The sequence below is a fragment of the Yersinia sp. 22-579 genome (assembly GCF_030433455.1).
In the GTDB taxonomy this organism is placed as follows: Bacteria; Pseudomonadota; Gammaproteobacteria; order Enterobacterales; family Enterobacteriaceae; genus Yersinia; species Yersinia enterocolitica.
The window spans coordinates 159,860-181,237 of record NZ_JAUJTZ010000006.1 but is presented as its reverse complement, the minus strand read 5'-3'; the positions used below and the strand labels follow the sequence as shown (position 1 = coordinate 181,237).

Genomic DNA, 21,378 nt, shown 5'->3' with positions numbered 1-21,378 from the left:
TATATTTCAGGGTGCAATATGAAAAGATCGTGCCAGAAATGCAAGTTATTTAAAATTAAAGAATTTTCTCAAACTAATTAGCAGGCCATTACTTAGCTGGCTCTGATTGCACTAAATTAGCCCACCAAAATGGTGCGTTAATATCATTATGGTGCAATCATCCAATTATTTACTTATTATTAACTCGACAGCCAATAATAAACAATCCATAACTAACATCAATGTAACAATATTGTTAACTGTATCGGGTTTTTGTTCGAAAAGAGGGCAATGAGGGAGAGTTGGGGGGAACTATCTGAGTTGGCTATCTTTACTGCCACGGCGGTTATAGCCGGAATGGGTTGTTTGACGTTTATCTAATTCATTTTGGCAGGTCAGGCAATGTTTAACACCGGCCAGTGCTTTGCGCCGCGCTTCTGGAATGATTTGACCACATTCCAGGCAATATATTTCGCTATCGCCTTTGCCCAGCGCAAGGCGCGCACGCTCAATAGCATCTTCAAGAGTGGAGTCAATTTGCTCTTGTACTGCACCGTCACCAGCCCATCCACTTGCCATATGACCTCCGTGAACAGAGCCGGATAGCCGACCCTGTTTGATTAATCATTACATTGATTATTTTTCAAATCTTTCATCTTTCAAACTGCATACCCTAAATAATTCAAGTTACAGGAAGGCGACAACTGAGTGACAAATTGGTTGTAAACCATTTTGAACAGCGCTTGCGCTGGCCCGTAGGGTGTCCTCTGATGAGGCTCATAATCCCCAGGAGCTTACACAGGTAAGTGACTGGGGTGAACGAACGCAGCTAACGCACATGTAGCTTGAAGTATGACGGGTATAGATGATTATTCTATGTTGGCTTCGAGGAACCACAGGAATTTATCAAGGTCACGCGATGCAGCAGTAAACATATCTGCGCTATCCTCGTCTTTGACTTCTGTTATGGCTTTCCGCACAAAGTTTGCGACCACACCATATCTGTCAGCCAACTCTTTTAGGTGTTCTTGCACGCTATGAATGTGGGTTGGATAGCTCTTCAATGGTGTTTTTTCAGTCACCAGTTGCGCAGTACCGAGAGCAATGCCACCGAGTTGCACCGCGCGTTCTGCAAAGGTATCCAGATGATCATTGATGGCGGTACGGAAGCCATCGAGCATTTCATGCACGGCGATAAAATTGGCACCGCGCATATTCCAGTGCGCCTGTTTGGTGATAAGCGACAGATCGATAAACTGAATAACCAGCTCATTCAATAGTTTAATCGTCAGCGTTTTAGTATGTTCATCAACATCATTACGTGTATAGATGAGTTCGGAAGATTTTGCTTTTACCAGTTTTGCTGTACTCATAATAGGTATCCCTTTATTGAGTTGATTACCAATTTCTTCACCGCAATAAGTATAACAAAGATATTTAATTTTGTAGGACAGATAGTGCCTATCAATTAAATAGCCCATTACTGAATCTGTTTGAAAGTGTAATTTAGTGTTTCATCAATAAAATATTATCATTCTTATTATTGTGTCCAATTGGCAATAACTATTGCTATGATTTATATGTATTTTTATATTTAAAATATAAATGGTTTTATAGGGTAACTATTTTATTGTGTGATATCAGTGCAGTGAGCCGGTAAATTAATTGAACCGGCATACCTAAGGGGTTATTTCAGCGCACGAGCAACAATAAATAAACGTGGAAATGCGAGTAAGCGCCGACCATCCACTTGCTGTGGATATGCAGCATCAATAATTGTCAGGTAATCTTGTAGGAAATCCAATCGCATAGACTCAGAGAGCGGTTCAAGAAAAGGTCGTAAACCGGTCGCGCGCAGCCAATCAACAATCGCCTGTGCTGATGGCATCGGGTGGTAGTAGGTGGTGCGCCAAATATCAACTTGCTCAGCATGGGGGGCCAGTAAGTCATAATATTGATTTGCTGTGAGCACTTTGGCCCGCACGACTCCGGCCTGTTGCAGTGTTTGTTGCCACGGACCATTTTCGGCGACTTCCCGCATGGCTCTATGGCTTGGCTCGTCCAGATTGTCCGGCATCTGCACCGCAAGTATTCCGTTAGCGGCCAGTTGAGACAATAAACGAGGAAAGAGTTGCTGGTGGTTGGTTAGCCACTGGAGTGAAGCATTGGCATAAATCAGGTCTTGTGGCTCTGCGGGTTGCCATTGACTGATATCTGCCTCAAGAAAGGTACAATCAGGTAAACGCTGCTGTGCACTGAGCAACATAGCGCGGGAATTATCAATCCCGACCAGTTGGGCGTCGGGGAAACGCTGGTGCAGCAGTTGAGTCGAGTTACCTGGCCCACATCCTAAATCGCTGATACGTTGCGGTATTGTCGCTGGAATATGGGCCAGCAAGTCGTGAGCGGGGCGGGTGCGTTCTGCTTCAAATTGGCGATATAAATCGGGATCCCAGTCTTGCATGTATGGCCTCCGGTGGAAAAAGTCTTACAGATTTTGTAATGGTCCGCTGAACAATACCGCCCCGGTAGGTTGGCCAGTTGGTGAGCCACCATGAGGTTCCAAACTGATTGCCAGTAATGAATTGCCCGCTAACTGGTTTTCAGCCAAGGTCAGTTGTGTCGGCCCTTGAGTATTCAATAACCCCAGCGAATGTGGCTTTTCACCGGCTGGAATACTCCATAATTCAAGGCTGTTGGTCTCACTGACGGTCACCGGATTCAGTGGTGTTAATGTCAAACTACGGGTTGATTTATCCAGACTGACAACCCATTGGCCGCTCTGCTGGCTATTGGACAGCACTGCCACCGGTATAGCTGCCGGTGGCTCGACCAATAACCTCGGTATGAGCAATATTGCTGCCAGGCCCGCAGCGACGGCCCAGCCAGCATAAGACCAAGGGTTTCGTTTCATGTGGCGGATATTGATCGGTGGTAACTGCAACTCCAGCCGTTTCCAAACGCGCTCAGGTGGTTCTAACGGGGCGAGCTGATTATCAAGTTGAGTAAATAGGCTTTGCCAACTGGCAACATCCGCTGCCAGCCGTGGGTCGCGGTGGACTCTGCGTTCAAAACGTATCCGAGCCAGCCCGCGCAGGGTACCCAGTGCATACTCTGCGGCGAGTGCTGAGTCATATTCGCGTCTGTTTTTCATAAGCCTACACAGTCCTTTAGGTGGTCCAGTGCACGACGTATCCAGCTTTTTATCGTACCGAGGGGTTGCTGTAAATGAACAGAGATTTCCCCATGAGAAAGCCCTTGATAATAAGCCAGCATAATACTTTGGCGCTGCTCAGCGGGCAGATGTGTTAGACAATCTGCTAGTTGTTTAGCCTCACTGTCTTGCTGCAATTGCGCCAGTGGTGTCAGTGTGTCGTCGGTTAGCGAGTCGGTTTCGTCATCGTCTAGTGATTGCAGGCGATTATCACTGCCTCGCATCAGGTCGATAGCCCGGTTGCGAACAATATGAGTTAACCAGGTGAGTGGCGCACTGAGTTGTGCATTGTAATGGCCAGCCCGACTCCAGACAGTAAGAAAACTGTCGTGTAATACTTCTTCTGCCCGGGCGGGATTACGCAACATGCGTTGGGCGACCGCGAATAATCGAGGAGATGTGAGACGGTAAAGCTTTTCAAAAGCGGACTGATCGCCTTGAGCAATGGCATCTATCAGCCCGACCTGCTGTTCCACAGAACATTCATTCATGCGCCAATCCCTAAAAAAACCATCAGGTGCAGTGAGACACTGCACCCAGTATAGACCGGTTTTATTTAGGCATCAGGACAGTATCAATAACATCGATCACACCATTTTTCTGTTGTACATCATAGGTACTGATATTCGCGATGTTACCTTTTCCATCTTTAATCTGAATATTATGTGGCCCATTATTCATAATCCATAATGGCTGGCCATTGACCGTTTTCAGCTCGGCAGTCCCGCCTCCGGCCTTGATTTTACTTTCCAGTTGTTTCATATCGTACTTCCCGGCCACTACGTGATAGGTCAGGATTTGCGTGAGCAAGGCTTTATTTTCTGGTTTGACCAAATTTTCAACCGTACCTGCGGGCAACTTTGCAAAGGCGGCATTGGTGGGCGCAAACACGGTAAAGGGCCCAGCCCCTTGTAGGGTATCCACCAACCCGGCAGCTTTAACTGCGGCAACCAAGGTGGTGTGATCTTTTGAGTTGACTGCATTCTCGATAATATTTTTGCTTGGGAGCATCGATGCGCCCCCCACCATGACAGTGTCAGACATCATGGCGGCCATAGAAACACTGCTGAATACTAAAGAAGCACAGATAGCGGTACGAATTAGCGTTTTCATAATGTATTCCTGTAGGTTGAGGTGAAGCCTTGCCTCACATCTACCTATACGAATCAGCAGGGGGTTTTGGATGCAAAAAAAGTGAAAAATAATGAATAAAAAAAGCCAACCCGCGTAATGACTGGGCTGGCGTGCTATTAATGAATCTGTCTTTGGCGGGAAACTGAGTGTTCAGTGCTAATTAGGGAGCAAAGCTCGATGCATCACATAGGCATCCACATAACCCAATTGGCGGTGATTAAACGCGCCAGGCAAGGTGGCGATAATCTCAAAGCCTAGTTTTTGCCACAGGGCAACTGCCAGTGTATTGGTGCTGACCACAAAGTTAAACTGTATGGCCCGATAACCGAGAGCGGTTGCCTGCTCGATACAGTGTAACCCCAGTGCTTTGCCGATACCCAGCCCGCGGGCTTCGCCATCAACCATAAAGGATGCATTGGCGACATGGTTACCGAGGCCACGCTGGTTATCGATTAATTTGTACATGCCGACAACTCGCCCCTCGTGCATGGCTACCCAGCACCGAACTCCTGCGCCAAACCAGTAATCATAGGCATCTTGTTCGGGAGTATCTGGTGTGAATACATAGGTATCGCCGCTACTGATTACCGCCTGAAACAGCGGCCAAATTTCAGCAAAATCGGCTGCTGCTGCCATTCTGATTTCCATATTGGGTTCCCGTTTAAGCAATTTCGTCAATCTGCGGTTTAGATTTTATGGTCAGAGTCGCGCCAATGGAGGCGCTGATAATGGATGCCAGAGCTAGCCACTGAATCAGCGTCAGATGTTCATTTAAGAATATCAGCCCTGAAATTGCCGCCAATGCGGGTTCTAAGCTCATTAATGTGCCAAATGTGCGAGTAGGCAGGCGGGTCAATGCGACCATTTCCAGTGAGTAGGGTAAGGCTGTAGACAGAATAGCGACGGCTAAAGCAACCGGTAAAATGGCTGGGTCGAACAGTGCCAGGCCGTTATAAGCCACCCCAATCGGGCAGAAAACCAGTGCAGCAATTAAAGAGCCAACAGCCACAGTCCCTGGCCCATGATCACCGCCAGCTTTTTGCCCTGAAATAATATAAAGCGCCCAGCAGGCACCCGCACCCAGAGCACAAGCTGCACCAAATAAATCAATGGTTCCGATGCTGCTTCCCAGAGGTAATAGGAACCAGAGGCCCAGAATCGCCAATCCTACCCAGATAAAATCAACTGGACGACGCGAAGATAACATGGCGACTGCCAGCGGGCCGGTGAATTCTAAGGCGACGGCAATACCTAATGGCACCGTTTTTAATGACAGGTAAAAAAGGAAATTCATTCCACCTAAGGTCACCCCATAGATCAGCAAGGGTAACCGGCTGCCCGCTGCAAATCGCATCCGCCAGGGTTTAAAGATAATAAACAGAATCAGCGTGCCGATGCCTAGTCGTAACGACGTTATTCCTTGTGCGCCAACCAGTGGGAACAGACTTTTCGCCAACGATGCGCCACTTTGTATTGAGATCATGGCGATCACGAGCAAGAAAATAGGGAGTAACGGGAGTGAATGTTTGGATGGAGGAGACAAAGACATCCTGTTGAGCCTCAAAGAGAATAGTAAGTATCAATCCTTGCCAGTGTAAATGAAATGTCGCTTGAGTGTTTGAAAATTACCGCCAGACATAACAAAGACGAAGAAAAAGAAAAAATAAATAGTTTCTATCGAAGGTTGCTGATTTTTAACACTGTTTTTGCTGTTTTATTGAGCGCTAAAATTAAGAATAGTCTGGAATGGCTTTTGGTGATGGATGTCACAAAAAGGAGTAACATAGCCAAAATTTATAAGTGTATTAGTAAGATAGATGATACTTGAAACTCTTTGTTACACCAAATAAATGATTAGACAATCATTAGTAAGCAGAGTTTCACGCTACTTTTTGTTATAATTTCATGGTGTTTTAGTTTCACTTAAAAATTTGCGTCTTTCGAGGTGGTTATGAATAAAATTGCATGTCTTTCAGCTGTAGCAGCTTGTGTATTAGCAGTGACCGCAGGTTCAGCCTTTGCAGGTCAAAGCACCGTTTCTGGTGGTTATGCCCAGAGCGATTACCAGGGTGTTGCTAACAAATCTTCAGGCTTCAACCTGAAGTACCGTTACGAGTGGAGTGATTCTCAACTGGGTTATATCACCTCTTTCACTCACACTGAAAAAAGCAGCTTCGGCGATAGCGCGTCTGTTTACAACAAAGCACAATACAACGCCATCACTGCTGGTCCAGCTTACCGTATCAACGATTGGGCTAGCGTTTATGGCTTGGTCGGTGTGGGTTATGGCCGTTTCAGCCAGAACTACCCAACTTCTGCTAGCGACAAAAACAGCACCAGCGATTACGGCTTCACTTATGGCGCGGGTATGCAGTTTAACCCAATGCAAAATGTTGCCCTGGACGTTTCTTACGAACAGAGCCGCATCCGTAACGTTGACGTTGGTACTTGGGTTGCTGGCGTTGGTTACACTTTCTAAGCAACAGCTTGGGATGATCAGCATTCATCTTTAAAGGTGAATCCTGTATTTGAAAAAATCCGCTTTCGGGCGGATTTTTTTCGTCTGTCATCGCGATAGTTTTGATGGATAACTAAAAATCACCTAACTGCATTCGCCGCATCAGTAATTAAATCAATGATTTGTTGTGGATGTGATAGGTGGGCTGAGTGGCCAGAAGGGAGTTCAACCACTTTCTGCGCTTGAATTCGTTTGGCGAAGTCGCGTTGTGTTTCAACTGGCAGCATTCTGTCTTCCGTTGAAATCTGATACCAACAGGGTTTCACTCGCCAGGCCGGTTGAGCAGACTTATCAGTAAAAATACGAGCCGCTAAAGGTTTTTGCGTCAGAGCCATGACTAGCGCTTCACTTTCATCAATATCCTGACACATATTCTCGTGGAACTGGTCTGTGTCGATCCATAAAAAGCCATTATCGTCAGGGCGAATGTAAGCTGCGCCTACCGGCGGTTTACGTAATGCATAAGTACTGGATAAGCTTTCACCGGCATCCGGCGCGAAAGCAGCGAGATAAACCATCCCGACAACATTTTGCAAATGCCCGACTTGGGTAATCACCATTCCACCGTATGAGTGGCCGACTAATAATGTTGGACCATACAATGCCGTTGTTAGCTTGATGGTGCGCTCGACATCATCTGCCAACGAGGTTAACGGATTTTGTATTGCAATAACCCTGTGGCCCATCGCGTGTAAGGCTGGAATAATATGCCGCCATTGTGAGCCATCAGCCCACGCGCCATGTACTAATAAAATATTAAGTTTTGCTGCCATATTTCCCCCAGGGCGGGTATTAAGCGGTGCATAATATCTTTATGCGGAAACACTATTCTTGACGAATAACAACTTCTACTCATTTAAGGTGGCTGTTGTTAATTGAAAGGTCAGTTCATTGTTATATGTTATTAAAATTAACAAGGTCTGTTGCTGGGTATAAGTATAAAGTAATGGGGGTTAATATCTTTAAGATAAAGACGAAAATGAAACGATAAATTAATCTATTGAAATGTTAATTAGCGCTATAAAATCTCTTATAGTCAAAAATATCTTATTTTATATAAGTAAAAACAAGACATTAACAATACTGTTTATTTTTCTATTACAGCGCAATTTACTGGTAAAAATGGAATAATATGGCACACTCTTATTAGCTATGATCTCTATTCACTGTTCATATCGTGATTTGCATATCAAGCTGAATAAATAACGATAAAATTTTATAAAACAGTTAGTTACTATAAAATAAGTAGTTAAAAAATAGGTTGTGACTATGACGACACTCAGTGAACAAGCAGCACCTATGCTGCATGATACTAAACTTGAGCAACAGATTTTGCGGCGCTCGATTTTTTGTACTTTATTCATTGCCATTATGGGGATTATTTTCGGTATTGTATGCGGGTCGATGTCGATAATTTTCGATGGAATGTTCTCTGCTTTAGATGCAGGTATGTGCAGTTTATCTCTATTAGTTTCCCGATTGCTTGGCCAACCCAATAGCCGCCGTTTTCAATATGGTTTCTGGCATGTAGAACCTCTGGTATTAGCTTTCAATGGCAGTCTACTGGCCTTCCTTTGTCTGTATGCTTTTGTTAACGCGATTAAAGGTATTATTGATGGCGGACGTGAATTAGAACTAGGTTGGGCTATTGTGTATGCATTGGTTGTGAGCATTTTCTGTTTTACTATCTTTTTAAAGCAACGCCGTTTGAATAAACGTGTTAAGTCCGAACTAATCGCATTGGATACCAAAAGTTGGCTGATGTCGGCGTGTATCAGCTCTGCTTTATTAGTGGCTTTTTTACTTTCCTGGAGTATGGAAGGCACGCGTTATGAACATTTGATTGTTTATACTGACCCTGCGGTACTGGCGCTGTTAACGCTGATATTGATATCTGTTCCGATAAAGACCGTCATCGCGGCTGTCCGTGAAGTATTACAAATGACACCGGATACACTAGACGCCTCGATGGAAAGTTTGATGGATAAACTGATGGCGAAATATCAATTTATCGATTATTCGCATTACGCTACCCGCATTGGCCGTGGCTTATTTGTTGAGATTCATGTGGTTATTCCACCAGAAATGGAAAACAGCGGCGTGTCTTATTTTGATAAGATACGCGATGAAATTTCTCACGCGATTGGTGAGTCAGGCCCACATCGCTGGTTAACTATTTCGTTCACGCGCAATCCTAAATGGTTGTAGCGTAAACAGTCATGAGTCAGGTGGTTTATATTAACTAACTCTGGGGTAATAAAGATGATGAGTGTTCAACGCCATATTAAACTTAGCCCTATCGATGCTCCACCAAGATGCAATGCTGTTACTAAGGTAGCAATTAGCGATAGTACAATCACTGCTCGAAAAGCTAAAGTTATCGCCAATATGGCTCGGGCTAATATTGATTATTTGCTGGTTTATGCCGATAAAGAACATGGGGGTAATTTTGAGTATCTGACTGGCTTTATCCCCCGATTTGAAGAAGCGGCTTTGGTATTACATGCCTCCGGGAAAATTTTTTTATTGCTAGGCAACGAGAATTTAAAACTGTCTCAATATGCGCGGGTGAGCAATACAGCGATCCATATTCCCTATTTTTCGCTACCGAATCAACCCATGAATAACAGCAAAACGCTAGCTGATTTATTGGCGGACACTGGCATTCAGCAGGCTAAAAAAGTCGGCATTGCCGGGTGGAAATTATTTACCAGCAAGTTGGATGATAATAGTCAATTGTTTGATATCCCACATTTTATTTTATCTGCAATAAAACAGACCGTTTCATCGTCAACACCGGTGGTTAATGCGACAAACCTATTTATTGGTAGTGATACAGCAGCCAGAGTGACTAACAATGCCAACGAATTAGCTCATTATGAATACGGTGCAAATTTGGCCTCTAATTGTATTCTTAATGCATTGACTGCGGTAGATATCGGTGTAACCGAAAAGCAACTTGGTTCTTATCTGGCAGATGAAGGGCAGCCGAATACTGTTGTGATGATTGCTGCAACTGGTGATCGTTTTGAGAACGCTAATTTGTATCCTGGTGATAAAATTGTGCAACTTGGCGATAAAATATCTTTAACCACCGGGTATAAAGGTGGCTTAAGCAGTAGAACGGGTTATGCCGTACATCACAGCGATGAGCTGCCTTTGGCACAAAGGGATTATCTCGAGAGAGTTGCTATTCCTTATTACGCCGCGGTCGTAACCTGGCTGGAAAATATCCGTATTGGTATGTCCGGCAAAGAGATGTATGCGGCAATTGAAGCTGTTTTACCGAAGTCGCAATACCATTGGTCGTTAAATCCTGGGCATTTGGTCGCGGATGAAGAATGGTTGTGTTCACCTATTTATAAGGACTCGGAAGAAAAAATTCGTAGTGGAATGTTATTCCAAATCGATATCATCCCCGTAGTGAAAGGCTATGCAGGAGTCAGTGCGGAAGACGGTATTGCATTAGCTGATCAACATTTACGTGATGAACTGGCCGCCCATTACCCCGATGTTTGGCAAAGAATACAAAAACGGCGTGATTACCTGAGTAATATACTGAATATTCATCTCAGCGAAGAGGTGTTACCGATGTCTAACACCGTGGGGTATCTGCGACCTTTCTTGTTGGATAAATACAGCGCACTGCAATGTACCAATGAAGCTCAAGGCTAATATCTCATTTATTTAATGGGGCTGTTCGGCCCCAAATCTTGCTCACTTTCCACCCCTGCTGAGATTTCATGCAAACTGGAGGCGATACTCTTGCCATCTTGTGGCATAATGCGCGCCGAATCACATTTTCTAGTATTCTTGAATACCCCTATTCAGTAATCCAATCGAGAGCGAGCTCTGTGCTAAGTACTAACAATATCACCATGCAATTCGGCAGCAAGCCGCTGTTTGAGAACATTTCAGTAAAATTCGGTGGCGGTAATCGCTATGGCCTGATCGGTGCTAATGGTTGTGGTAAATCCACATTCATGAAAATCCTTGGTGGTGATCTGGTGCCGAGTGGCGGTAACGTATTCCTTGACCCTAATGAGCGTCTGGGCAAGTTGCGTCAGGATCAATTCGCCTTTGAAAACAACACAGTGCTGGACACCGTTATTATGGGTCACGGCGAGTTGTGGGAAGTGAAAGAAGAGCGCGACCGCATTTACGCTATGGCTGAAATGAGCGAAGCAGACGGCTATAAAGTGGCTGATCTGGAAGTTGCCTACGGTGAAATGGATGGTTATAGCGCAGAAGCCCGTGCCGGTGAATTGCTGCTGGGTGTTGGTATTCCAGTTGAACAGCATTATGGTTTGATGAGTGAAATCGCGCCCGGCTTTAAATTGCGTGTATTGTTGGCCCAGGCTCTGTTCTCAGATCCAGAAATTTTGTTACTCGACGAACCGACCAACAACCTGGATATCGATACTATCCGCTGGTTGGAACAAGTTCTGAACGAACGTAGCAGTACCATGATCATTATTTCCCATGACCGTCACTTCCTGAATATGGTCTGTACCCACATGGCGGATTTGGATTACGGCGAACTGCGTGTTTATCCGGGTAACTATGACGAATATATGACTGCGGCGACTCAAGCTCGCGATCGTTTGCTCTCTGATAACGCTAAGAAAAAGGCCCAGATCTCTGAGCTGCAATCTTTCGTCAGCCGCTTTAGTGCCAACGCCTCTAAATCTAAACAGGCCACTTCACGTGCCCGTCAAATTGATAAAATTCAGCTTGATGAAGTGAAAGCTTCAAGCCGCCAGAACCCATTTATCCGCTTTGATCAGGATAAAAAGTTGTTCAGAAATGGGCTGGAAGTTGAAATGCTGACTAAAGGTTTTGATAACGGCCCACTGTTTAAAAACCTCAATCTGCGCCTGGAAGTGGGTGAAAAAGTCGCTATTCTTGGGCCGAACGGTATTGGTAAATCAACTTTACTGAAAACCCTGGTCGGGGATTATGAAGCGGACGCTGGTTCCGTGAAATGGTCTGAAAACAGTAGAATTGGCTATTACGCGCAGGATCACGCCAGTGATTTTGAAATTGATCTCACGGTATTTGACTGGATGAGTCAGTGGAAACAGGAAAAGGACGATGAGCAGGCTGTTCGCAGTGTGTTGGGTCGTTTGCTGTTTAGCCAGGACGATATCAAGAAGAAAGTTAAAGTTCTATCTGGTGGTGAGAAAGGGCGCATGCTGTTTGGCAAGCTGATGATGCAGCGGCCTAACATTCTGGTAATGGATGAGCCAACCAACCATTTGGATATGGAATCGATTGAAGCTCTTAACATGGCGTTGGAAATGTACGAAGGTACGCTAATCTTCGTTTCCCATGACCGTGAGTTCGTCAGTTCACTGGCGACCCGAGTGATTGAAATGACACCGAAAAAACTGATCGACTTTACCGGTAACTACGAAGATTATCTGCGTAGTCAGGGTATTCAGTCCTGATTATTTGACCGCGTGTTAATAAGAGCTGATGCCATGCATCAGCTTTTTTTTTGCCCGATATTCCGCTAATCCTTACCGCAAACCTCGCAGTTAGCGTCTTTTGCCAGTTTTAAACTCCGAAACTCCGCCGTCATGGCGTCATACATTAATATGCGGCCTGATATCACCTGCCCATACTGAGTCAGTAGTTTTATCGCTTCCATCGCTTGTAGATTGCCAATAATACCCACTAATGGAGCCATGACTCCGGCTTCAACGCAGGTTAGGGCGTTATCGCCAAATAACCGGCTCAGACAGCGATAGCACGGCTGAGCCTCTTGATAGGTAAAGACACTGACTTGCCCCTCCATGCGGATTGCCGCACCTGAAACCAGTGGTTTACGCTGTGCATGGCATAGGCGGTTAAGTTGCTCACGGCTGGCGACATTATCGGTACAATCTAACACCAATTGATGTTCAGCTATGGCAACGGCAAGTTGTTCATCATCTAACTGGGCATCAATGGTTTTGATTATCAGGTTGGGATTCATCTCAGACAAAGTTAGTGCCGCAGACACCACCTTAGATACACCGATACGGTCATCGCGGTGCAGAACCTGCCTTTGTAGATTGGAAAGAGACACCTTGTCAAAATCCAGCAGTGTGAGATGACCTATACCTGCCACTGCAAGATACTGTGCAGCGGCACACCCGAGGCCACCTAATCCAACAATTAATACCTTAGCGGTATTCAGTTTTTCCTGACCGTCAAAATCAAAACCACGTAAGACAATCTGCCGGTTATAACGCAGGGCTTGTGCATCGGAAAGTTCAGGCAACATATCAGGCTCTCAGTAATTTATTACGCCAATAATCAACTAGCGTAATAGTTCATTAAACAACTCTATTTCAACAACTTCACCGACTTCTACCGAACCACGTTCCCGCTCAAGCACGATAAAACAGTTACCTTGGCTGAATGAGCTGAATACATGTGAACCTTGATGACCAGTAGTACTTACTTCCAGTTCGCCACGAGAATTAGTTGAGAAAATCCCACGCTGGAAATCCAAACGACCCGGCGATTTTTTCAGCTTTGTGATCGTTTTTGCTTTCAGACGTAATGGTGGATGCCATGTCGAGTGGCCGGAGATTTTAGCAATAAGAGGTTGTACCAATTGATAAAATGTCAGTGCAGCAGAGACGGGATTACCAGGTAGGCCGCAGAACCAGGCATGATCCAATTTACCGAAAGCAAAAGGTTTGCCGGGTTTTATGGCTAACTTCCAGAAACCAATATCACCCAGTTCCTCCAGCATCTGTTTGGTGTAATCGGCTTCACCGACAGAAACGCCACCACTACTAATAACCAAATCGGCGACGGCATCAGCTTGCTCAAATGCTTTGCGTAATGCCTGTTGGTCATCACGGATAACACCCAGATCAATAATTTGGCAACCTAACTGTTGCAACATCAAACGAACCGCAAAGCGGTTGGTATCGTAAATTTGCCCTTCTCCCAAGGGTTGCCCAACTGGCTGCAACTCATCGCCGGTAGAGAAAATAGCCACTTTCAATGTGCGGAAAACAGTCAGTTCGGCAATTCCTAATGATGCCAAGAGGGGAAGTTGCGCCGCACCGAGTTTGACGCCAGCGGGAAAAACAGCCGCCCCTTGCTGGATATCTTCGCCTGCCAGTCGAATGTTCTGCCCAATCCGCGCATTGCCACTGAAGGTGACACCTTGTTCACTCACCACGGCTTGTTCTTGCATGATGACTGCATCGGCACCTTCGGGGATGGGTGCGCCCGTCATAATTCGAATACAACTATTTGCCGGCCATTCTTCTTTAAACGGTGCACCAGCAAAAGCTTTACCCGCCACCGGTAACGGTATCGTGCTGCTAAGCTCATTACAGCGCACCGCATAACCGTCCATAGCGGAGTTAGCGAAAGGGGGGACGGCAATCGGGGATGTGATTGCGCTGGCTGTGATACGCCCCGCCGCATCAGTGAGTGCAATGGTTTCGGTGGCCTGTAATGGCGTGACCTGTGACAGCATTTTGGCCAGAGCTTGTTCCAGAGAGAGTAAATCCGAGGTATTACAGTGATCCATGCGGGACTCCGTGGTCTGATGGCACCGTCGCCAGAAGCTATAACGGGTGCGCGGCAATAATCAATTGAGAGCGCCATTATGGCAGAGATTACTATGCGGGTGAATTGATGGGGGGCAAAGAGGTCACAGTCTGATATTGTCTTGAGTTGTATCATTCTTTTTTATTGGCATTTTCTTTGTCGGGTGAAACTGGAGGTAATATGGATTATCAAAAAATTCTGAAATTCTGGTTTAGTGAGATGGACCCTGCATTGTGGTTCAAAAAAGATGAGGATTTTGACGCCCATTTACGTCAGCATTTTGGTGCCATTTGGCAGGCTGCCTCTAAGGGAGAACTGGCTCACTGGCGGCTGAATATTGAGGGGCGCCTGGCAGAAATTCTGATATTAGATCAATTCAGCCGAAATCTATTCCGCGATTTACCGACTTCATTTTCCTGTGATGGCATGGCCTTGGTGTTGGCACAGGAGGCGGTCAGCAGTGGCAAAGCTGGGCTGTTATCAGATACACAGCGGGGGTTCCTCTATTTACCTTTTATGCATTCTGAATCCGCATTAATCCATCAGCAAGCATTGAAGCTATATACCGAACTAGGTAATGAGACTCAGCTAGATTATGAATTGCGCCATAAAGCAATTATTGATCGCTTCGGTCGCTACCCACACCGCAATCATATCCTTGGGCGAGTATCCAGTGCTGAGGAGCAGGCTTTTCTGTTACAACCCGGATCTGCTTTTTAGTCTAAAACTCCTTCCTAATAAACCCCACATTGTCAGTATTCTGTCTGCTTATTGAAGGGCAGAATACTGAGTTATCATGTTACAATTCAAACCATTATAATGTCGTTTCAGTAAGTATTGGCTAAATAACGTTGAATGGTCGCCAGTAATTTCCCTGTTCCACAACATGCATCATTATATCCTTCGGTATGTCGACGGTTAATAACCCGGTCATGGGGGCAGCCGCCATGGCAAATAGAAAACCACTCGCAATGTTGCATTTTTTTAGTCGCGGTTTTTTCCTCATTGATGGCTTGTTGATTATGCGATGAATGAGCTAAAAGATCCGCCAGGTCAGTATTTAACAAAGAACCATAGATGCTATCTTTATCACCCACATATTTGTCGCAGGGAGAAATATCGCCATTGGGTTCTAAGGTGATAATTTCTTGCGAGCAATTGCCAGACCAATAACAGGCGGCAGGTTTATTTTTAGCATCTTTCAATACACGAATAAAATCATCAAAAACAGCAATATGTATTTTTCCCTGATAACCGTTTACCCAAATAGTAAACAGCATTGATAGAAAATGGATAAATTCAGCATAACTGATAAATCCTTCGCCAACATACTGCCCTTTAACGAGTCTATTATCAGGAACGATATTAAGAAACTCAATGTGGGTTAATTCTATTGAGATAAAATAGTCCAACATTTCTTTCATGTCAGTTTGATAAACTTCTCGGTCAACAACAATAAGAGCACCATATGGAATGTTATACTCGCGAAGTTTTTTTATTCCTTTGGCTATGCGATCAGATGTCTTTCTGCCTCGATAGTCTACCCGCCGTTTATCATTTACCGCTGGTACACCATCAAGACTAATTCCGACATTCATGCCAATACCTTTAATAAATATTAACCACTCATCTGAAATATTGACGACATTTGATTGCATGGTGTTGGTTATATATTGCTCTGGCCGCTTAAATTGTTGCTGCAACCAAATAAGTTTTTTAAAAAATGCTGGCTTTAGCAGTGTGATTTCACCGCCATGCCAGACAAACTCAAATCTATTTACATTAGGAATGGCAAGGATCTGCCGTACTGTTCGGACTAGGGTATGAAATGATACCGTCTGATTGGGGCCTTCTGCCCATGAGTGGCAGTAGGTACAACGAAGATTACATAAACGGGTTGCCTTTAATACAACAACTAGTTTTTTTGCTTTAATCGTTTTCACTGAAATACTTTTTTTTATCTCTTCGTTGAATATATCTAACTCATCACTATCGAGTAATTTTTTTGCTGGTATCTTACCAATAAGATAAGATGATAGTATTCTGTATTCACATGTCTCGAGTTTTTCCAGTTCTTTGAGATCTATTTTACTTATCTTAATACAATCAATGTATTTTACCGGAATCATATTATCCATGGTATATTCCTATTTATTCATGTTAGTTTTCCATCTCTCATGTTTATTATTCTGTTGCCATATGCAGAGGCTTCATCTGAATGTGTAACCATAATAATTGTTGTACCTTTTTGGTTTATATATTTTAATTGCTGTAATACAGAACGGGAATTTTTACTGTCTAAATTACCAGTAGGCTCATCAGCCAAGAGCAATGCAGGGTTAGATACCATCGCTCTGGCGATGGCGACTCGTTGTTGTTGACCTCCTGATAGTTGCATTGGTTTATGATGCTTCCGGTTATCAATATCGAACAGGTTTAAAACTTGGTTAACTTGTTCGGTACGTTCCTTTTTGCCAATGCCCCGATACTTAAGTGGTAAAGCAACATTATCAAAAATAGATAAGTGTGAAATGAGATTGAATGATTGAAATATATAACCTATTAATAATCGTCTTAATATTATTTTTTGTGAGTAGCTCATACCAATAATGTTTTTTTCCGCCAGTGTGAATGAACCATTATCAAGAGAGTCAAACAGACCGATGATATTAAGTAATGTAGATTTGCCTGAACCCGATGGCCCCATAATAGAAACAAAATCACCTTTTTCAACGCTGAAGCTTAGATGATTAAGAACCTTAGTTTTAATTATTTTAGTGGTATAACATTTTTCAGCATTTTGTATGTTTAGCATGTTATTTGAACCCAATGATATCGTATTCACTATTATTAGTCTCTGGGGGGATGACAATGATTTCCCCTACCTTTATTCCTGATGTTATTTCTGTTTTCATCGGATTTCGACGCTTTATGTCTATTTTAGATTTAATGGCAAGATCGTTTTCTGGCTGATAAATATAGATAAAATTACTTCCATTATCATCGAAAATGATGCTATCAGTAGGTGCCATCAGCACAGTGTTACTTTCTTCTTGTAATGGAATTTGTATTTCAATAGATTGTCCTCTTTTAAGTAGGGAGGTAGAGCCATGCAGTGGGATCAGTTTTGCTTTGAATTTACCATTTTCAACAATAGTTGATACTGACTCAATAAGCAGTGGTGTTTCTTGACCATTTATTGTTGCCGATATTTGTCTTTGCGGCTTAATTTTATCGAGATAATATTCACTGAAATAAACATTAAAATAATATGATTGAAGGTTATCGATAATTGCAATTTTTTCGCCGGGTTTTATTTGCTGACCCAGTTCTACATCAAGGATAGATAAAGTTCCATCAATGGGTGCTGTTATAACTAATTGTTCCATTCCGTTTTCTATAATATCCATCATTCTCTCCAGTAATAATATAGAATCATCTATACTTTTGAATTGTAAGGGTAATGACTCTTTATTTTTATTATCATGATCTTTTAAAATTTCACTTTTTATTTGCCAGTTTTTTAACATGCCAACTTGGTTTTCCAGTTCGGATTTTGCAATCATTGATTTCATGTCGAGAACTTGATGCCTTGCCAAATCTTTCGAAATAGTCGTTATCTGATGCTGAGCCTCTTGTAAATTAAGTTTTGTCTCTCGATTATCTTGTTCTAACTGTATTTTCATATTGCGCAGATTGTTTATTTGCTCGGTAATATTTGCTATTCTGGATGTCGCTTCCAGCATAAAATCGTAGTTAGATAAACGAATAATAACATCGCCTTTCGCGACAGTGTCGAAAGCCTGTTTGGTGACTTCAGTGACTTTTCCTCCTCGTTCACTTGATACAATTATGCTTTCTTTAGGTACCGCGATAGCTCGGGTCGTCAGCACTTCCTGATACACTTCTGATTCCATAGTATGGAAAACTGCATTCTCTCGTGATATGAGTAAAGAATGCTGAGCGGTAGATAAATAATAAATATAATAAAAACAAGCAATAACAATCAATAATACGAAAAAAATAATTATCTTCGCAGTTGTATTTTTATTTTTTCTCTGCTCAATATTTATATCCATGGTGTTATTTCTTCTTCTGGCTATTTAGGATATGACTATTGAAAATAAGTGTAATAGTCATAACGATAATTACGCATAAAATAAAACTAATAAATGAACCTGCCGCATAGACATAAGATAACCCTTTAATCACACTGTATTGTGACAGCCAATTATGCAATAACAGAAAACTGACAGGTAATGATATTATTACTGCTATGACGATAGGTATAATGCTCTGCTGTATAAAGAAAATAATATGTGTATAAATTGATCCGCCAATAGACTCCATTATTGCTAGTGTTTTTTCGAGCCGTTTGGTCTCTGAGGTGCTGATTATTATCGTGCTTATTAAGACCAATATGACGGTAAATAATGTTACCGTGTTAATCGTATTATACATAAGTATATTATTGCTGAAATATTCTTTATGTAATTTGTTGATCGATTTTATGTGTTCAGTATTAACGTGATGGTGTTTTAATATTTTCTCTACTTTCCCGAAATCTTGAATGTTTTCAAGTTTGACTGCGCCATAGCGTTGAGGGCTGTTTTGAATGAGAATAAGCAAGGGAGGTGGTGTGTCCTCTCTATCTGCCAGATAAAAATCATCGATCACATTCAGTACCCTAACTGATTGCTGCGAGTTATTCTCATTAATATAAAAAACAGTATTCAGTATATGGTCATAGGACTGTTGTCCCATTAATGTCATAAACGATTTTGTGGCAACAGCATGGTAAACATTACTGTTATCGCTGGGTAATAATAGGTTTTTTTCTCCCGCCAGAATATTCACCCCCCAAGTGTTAATAAAGTTTTTGTTTACTTTAAGGATATTAACTGTGAGTAGTTTGTCTTTTTCTTGCTGATCGTTATGGAATACGGAAATATTATGTCGTGACATATCAAATGGCCGCCAACTACTCAAAGAGATGTTATTAATGCCAACTGCATTTCTCAATTCATCTTGTAAATTGTTTATTGCAGTTTTTGATTTTAACTTATCACTTAGTATAAATGTTATTATATTTTCTTTTTCATAACCAAAATTGTAATTTTTCATAAAATGCATCTGTGTCATTATACCCGCCCACAGGTATATGATGATACCTGCAATAATGATCTGCATGCAGAACATAATGCGAGTCATATAGAGTGACTGAGATGATTGTGCAGCAATAGCAATGTTGTGGCTATAGGTATTATTAGGCAAAGTAAGCGTCAGCAAAAAGAGGTAGTGGGCGAGTAAAATAGCTGCGTAAGTTAGCACCGTAGTAATAGACAACGCGGTTGAGAAGTCATAACTGCCATGAGTAAAGATAAGCTCTCTGGCGCTATCGGAAAATTGCACGAGTGACATCAAAATAAAAAGAGCAACTAACAGCACAAATCCAGTTTGGAATGTAGCAATAAAAAATTCTTCTGTGATTAGCTGGAAATTGGACGCGCCAACGGCTTTTTTTATATAGAAACTGTTTCTCTTCTTTGTGTTTATCACATTGTTAATATTAAAAAAATTCATTGTTGTAGCAAAAAAAATAAATATACCCGATGCGTATAAAATATTTAAGTATGAGCTTGAAACTACAGTGCTAATTTCATCAGGCAATGCATTGTCGTAATGGATATCAGCAATATTACGTGCTGAAAGCTGAATGAATTCTTCTGGACTAAAAGGGGCTCCTGCAAGTTGTGGTGCGTGTTGAATAACGTGAGAATTTAGTTGCTCTGGGGTGGGGCTCATCCCAGATTTCATCGTGATAAAAGCGTAGGCATGGGTATCATACCAATCATGTCTTTTATCGTGGTAACCATCTAATATTTCAGGAGCGAATGCGATAACTGCAGCCGTTTTAAAACGGCTGGATGGATTAAATTCAACAACATCTTTAATGAGAAATTGGCCTTTATCACCTAATGTTATGACATGCCCTTGAGGGTTATCCAGATGAAGATATTGTTGGTTAAACTCTGGGGTAATGATAATTTCATTCTGCGTCAGATAGAGATTTTTTTGTTGATAGGGATTTAATGTATTAAAAAAATCGGTGCTAATTGCATAGATATCAATATTTGAATACGTCTTATCATTGACATGTAGGTTGGTGAAAATACGCACGATATAATCAATACTCTTGATATCTTTATCATTTTTTAATACGGAAATAAGTGGGAAGGGGATTTGTGCTGATTTCACTTCATCGCCGTTAGGCAGATTAAATGATGTTTCTATCCGATATATATCTTTATAGTTATTATTATGTTTCTCAATACGAGAGTCTGTTAAATAAAGAACTAATACAAAAAATAGTGAGATCAATCCTATGGCTGTTATTAGTATTGCTAACAGGCTTGATACTGGACTTAGCTTCAGATAATTGAAAAATTCACTTGTTAGCATGGGGAATATCTCACTGATTTTAATAAAATAGAGTGATAGTATTATTTTATTTCTGCAATCTATCAAATGATACTAATTATTATAATTAAGATGCCAGTAATGGCATCTTAATCTGTCTAATTAAAACTATCATTATTTAGTCTATTGTTGTGTAAAGCTTTTTGACCAATTCCATGCGGTTATTTGGTTGTTAGAGTTGCTGCGTCTTAAATTTTCTATTTCATGATCATTTATAGAAAATAAATTATTTTTAAATGATTGTTCTAACGACTCTAACTTAGTTTTTAACGCCATTAAATGAGCGTTATTCATTCTTTCATTTGATTGATTCGAAGTAAACATATAAATCTCCTTTTAAGTTTATTCCTTTTTTGTGTTGCTCAGCCTCGGTGAGTATTGAGCCATTTATTTGTAATTCTTTTCTCCGATTTTATCAATGTTTTTTTCATCATGCTTTTTATAATAATTCATTAATTATGTTATTAAACTAAAGGATTATTAGTTATTA

Annotated in this window: 21 protein-coding genes; 5 read left to right on the top strand and 16 right to left on the bottom strand. The window is 42.2% G+C overall.

Translation table 11 applies throughout. The features are described from left to right. Nucleotides 1–291 precede the first annotated feature (291 nt). The 8 genes from QSV56_RS09370 to rhtA all read right to left on the bottom strand — a co-directional run bounded on the left by QSV56_RS09370 (nt 292) and on the right by rhtA (nt 5,876). On the bottom strand, nt 292–558 hold the full coding sequence (locus QSV56_RS09370) for a DksA/TraR family C4-type zinc finger protein (RefSeq protein WP_077174826.1): 267 nt from the start codon (nt 556–558) through the stop codon (nt 292–294). A gap of 290 nt (nt 559–848) precedes the next feature. Continuing rightward, nucleotides 849–1,352 carry a DNA starvation/stationary phase protection protein Dps gene (gene dps, locus QSV56_RS09365; protein ID WP_301212095.1) on the bottom strand — a complete coding sequence of 168 codons (504 nt, stop codon included), beginning with the start codon at nt 1,350–1,352 and terminating at the stop codon, nt 849–851. 314 nt (nt 1,353–1,666) lie between these two features. After that, complete coding sequence (gene tam / locus QSV56_RS09360) at nt 1,667–2,443, bottom strand: trans-aconitate 2-methyltransferase (RefSeq protein WP_019081068.1); 777 nt, start codon at nt 2,441–2,443, stop codon at nt 1,667–1,669. A gap of 24 nt (nt 2,444–2,467) precedes the next feature. Continuing rightward, nucleotides 2,468–3,133 (bottom strand): anti-sigma factor, encoded by a 666-nt coding sequence (locus tag QSV56_RS09355; protein WP_019081067.1) that lies wholly within the window; start codon nt 3,131–3,133, stop codon nt 2,468–2,470. Beyond that, the gene (locus QSV56_RS09350; RefSeq protein WP_046051288.1) at nt 3,130–3,684 is read right to left on the bottom strand and encodes an RNA polymerase sigma factor; all 555 of its coding nucleotides are present in this window, start codon (nt 3,682–3,684) and stop codon (nt 3,130–3,132) included. The genes QSV56_RS09355 and QSV56_RS09350 overlap by 4 nt, the downstream gene beginning before the upstream one ends. Before the next feature lie 61 nt (nt 3,685–3,745). After that, nucleotides 3,746–4,306, bottom strand: a complete 561-nt coding sequence (locus QSV56_RS09345) for a fasciclin domain-containing protein (RefSeq protein ID WP_019081065.1) — start codon at nt 4,304–4,306, stop codon at nt 3,746–3,748. Nucleotides 4,307–4,483: 177 nt separating this feature from the next. Then, complete coding sequence (locus tag QSV56_RS09340; RefSeq protein WP_050157702.1) at nt 4,484–4,975, bottom strand: GNAT family N-acetyltransferase; 492 nt, start codon at nt 4,973–4,975, stop codon at nt 4,484–4,486. 13 nt (nt 4,976–4,988) lie between these two features. Next, on the bottom strand, nt 4,989–5,876 hold the full coding sequence (gene rhtA / locus QSV56_RS09335) for a threonine/homoserine exporter RhtA (RefSeq protein ID WP_046051287.1): 888 nt from the start codon (nt 5,874–5,876) through the stop codon (nt 4,989–4,991). A gap of 402 nt (nt 5,877–6,278) precedes the next feature. Between rhtA and ompX the strand changes: the two genes are divergently transcribed. Continuing rightward, nucleotides 6,279–6,806, top strand: coding sequence for an outer membrane protein OmpX (gene ompX, locus QSV56_RS09330; RefSeq protein WP_005158749.1), 528 nt, complete (start codon nt 6,279–6,281; stop codon nt 6,804–6,806). A gap of 119 nt (nt 6,807–6,925) precedes the next feature. On the opposite strand, the gene QSV56_RS09325 is transcribed toward ompX, so the two are convergent. Beyond that, nucleotides 6,926–7,618: an alpha/beta fold hydrolase gene (locus QSV56_RS09325; RefSeq protein ID WP_050131490.1), complete on the bottom strand. Its 693-nt coding sequence runs from the start codon at nt 7,616–7,618 to the stop codon at nt 6,926–6,928. A gap of 496 nt (nt 7,619–8,114) precedes the next feature. Here QSV56_RS09325 and QSV56_RS09320 point away from each other — a divergent pair, with 496 nt between their 5' ends. The 3 genes from QSV56_RS09320 (at nt 8,115) to QSV56_RS09310 (ending at nt 12,295) form a co-directional block, all read left to right on the top strand. Further along, a complete protein-coding gene (locus tag QSV56_RS09320; RefSeq protein ID WP_011816754.1) occupies nt 8,115–9,053 on the top strand; it encodes a cation diffusion facilitator family transporter in 939 nt (312 codons plus the stop codon). A 54-nt stretch (nt 9,054–9,107) separates the two neighbouring features. Next, complete coding sequence (locus tag QSV56_RS09315; protein ID WP_019081059.1) at nt 9,108–10,520, top strand: aminopeptidase P family protein; 1,413 nt, start codon at nt 9,108–9,110, stop codon at nt 10,518–10,520. 179 nt (nt 10,521–10,699) lie between these two features. After that, nucleotides 10,700–12,295: an ABC-F family ATPase gene (locus tag QSV56_RS09310; protein ID WP_301212087.1), complete on the top strand. Its 1,596-nt coding sequence runs from the start codon at nt 10,700–10,702 to the stop codon at nt 12,293–12,295. Nucleotides 12,296–12,360: 65 nt separating this feature from the next. On the opposite strand, the gene moeB is transcribed toward QSV56_RS09310, so the two are convergent. Next, nucleotides 12,361–13,116, bottom strand: coding sequence for a molybdopterin-synthase adenylyltransferase MoeB (moeB, locus tag QSV56_RS09305; RefSeq protein ID WP_050160046.1), 756 nt, complete (start codon nt 13,114–13,116; stop codon nt 12,361–12,363). 36 nt (nt 13,117–13,152) lie between these two features. Further along, nucleotides 13,153–14,388 carry a molybdopterin molybdotransferase MoeA gene (gene moeA / locus QSV56_RS09300; RefSeq protein ID WP_050131486.1) on the bottom strand — a complete coding sequence of 412 codons (1,236 nt, stop codon included), beginning with the start codon at nt 14,386–14,388 and terminating at the stop codon, nt 13,153–13,155. A 200-nt stretch (nt 14,389–14,588) separates the two neighbouring features. Here moeA and QSV56_RS09295 point away from each other — a divergent pair, with 200 nt between their 5' ends. Continuing rightward, nucleotides 14,589–15,128: a DUF924 family protein gene (locus tag QSV56_RS09295; protein WP_019081054.1), complete on the top strand. Its 540-nt coding sequence runs from the start codon at nt 14,589–14,591 to the stop codon at nt 15,126–15,128. Nucleotides 15,129–15,235: 107 nt separating this feature from the next. On the opposite strand, the gene darE is transcribed toward QSV56_RS09295, so the two are convergent. From darE to darA, 5 genes are all read right to left on the bottom strand, one after another. After that, on the bottom strand, nt 15,236–16,546 hold the full coding sequence (gene darE, locus QSV56_RS09290) for a darobactin maturation radical SAM/SPASM protein DarE (RefSeq protein ID WP_301212082.1): 1,311 nt from the start codon (nt 16,544–16,546) through the stop codon (nt 15,236–15,238). 17 nt (nt 16,547–16,563) lie between these two features. Beyond that, nucleotides 16,564–17,223: a darobactin export ABC transporter ATP-binding protein gene (gene darD / locus QSV56_RS09285; protein WP_019082739.1), complete on the bottom strand. Its 660-nt coding sequence runs from the start codon at nt 17,221–17,223 to the stop codon at nt 16,564–16,566. A gap of 1 nt (nt 17,224) precedes the next feature. Beyond that, nucleotides 17,225–18,487 carry a darobactin export ABC transporter periplasmic adaptor subunit gene (darC, locus tag QSV56_RS09280; RefSeq protein ID WP_050298702.1) on the bottom strand — a complete coding sequence of 421 codons (1,263 nt, stop codon included), beginning with the start codon at nt 18,485–18,487 and terminating at the stop codon, nt 17,225–17,227. Between the two features lie 4 nt (nt 18,488–18,491). Beyond that, on the bottom strand, nt 18,492–20,870 hold the full coding sequence (gene darB, locus QSV56_RS09275; protein ID WP_301212078.1) for a darobactin export ABC transporter permease subunit: 2,379 nt from the start codon (nt 20,868–20,870) through the stop codon (nt 18,492–18,494). Between the two features lie 141 nt (nt 20,871–21,011). Continuing rightward, a complete protein-coding gene (gene darA / locus QSV56_RS09270) occupies nt 21,012–21,212 on the bottom strand; it encodes a darobactin family peptide antibiotic (protein WP_046695268.1) in 201 nt (66 codons plus the stop codon). Nucleotides 21,213–21,378 lie beyond the last annotated feature (166 nt).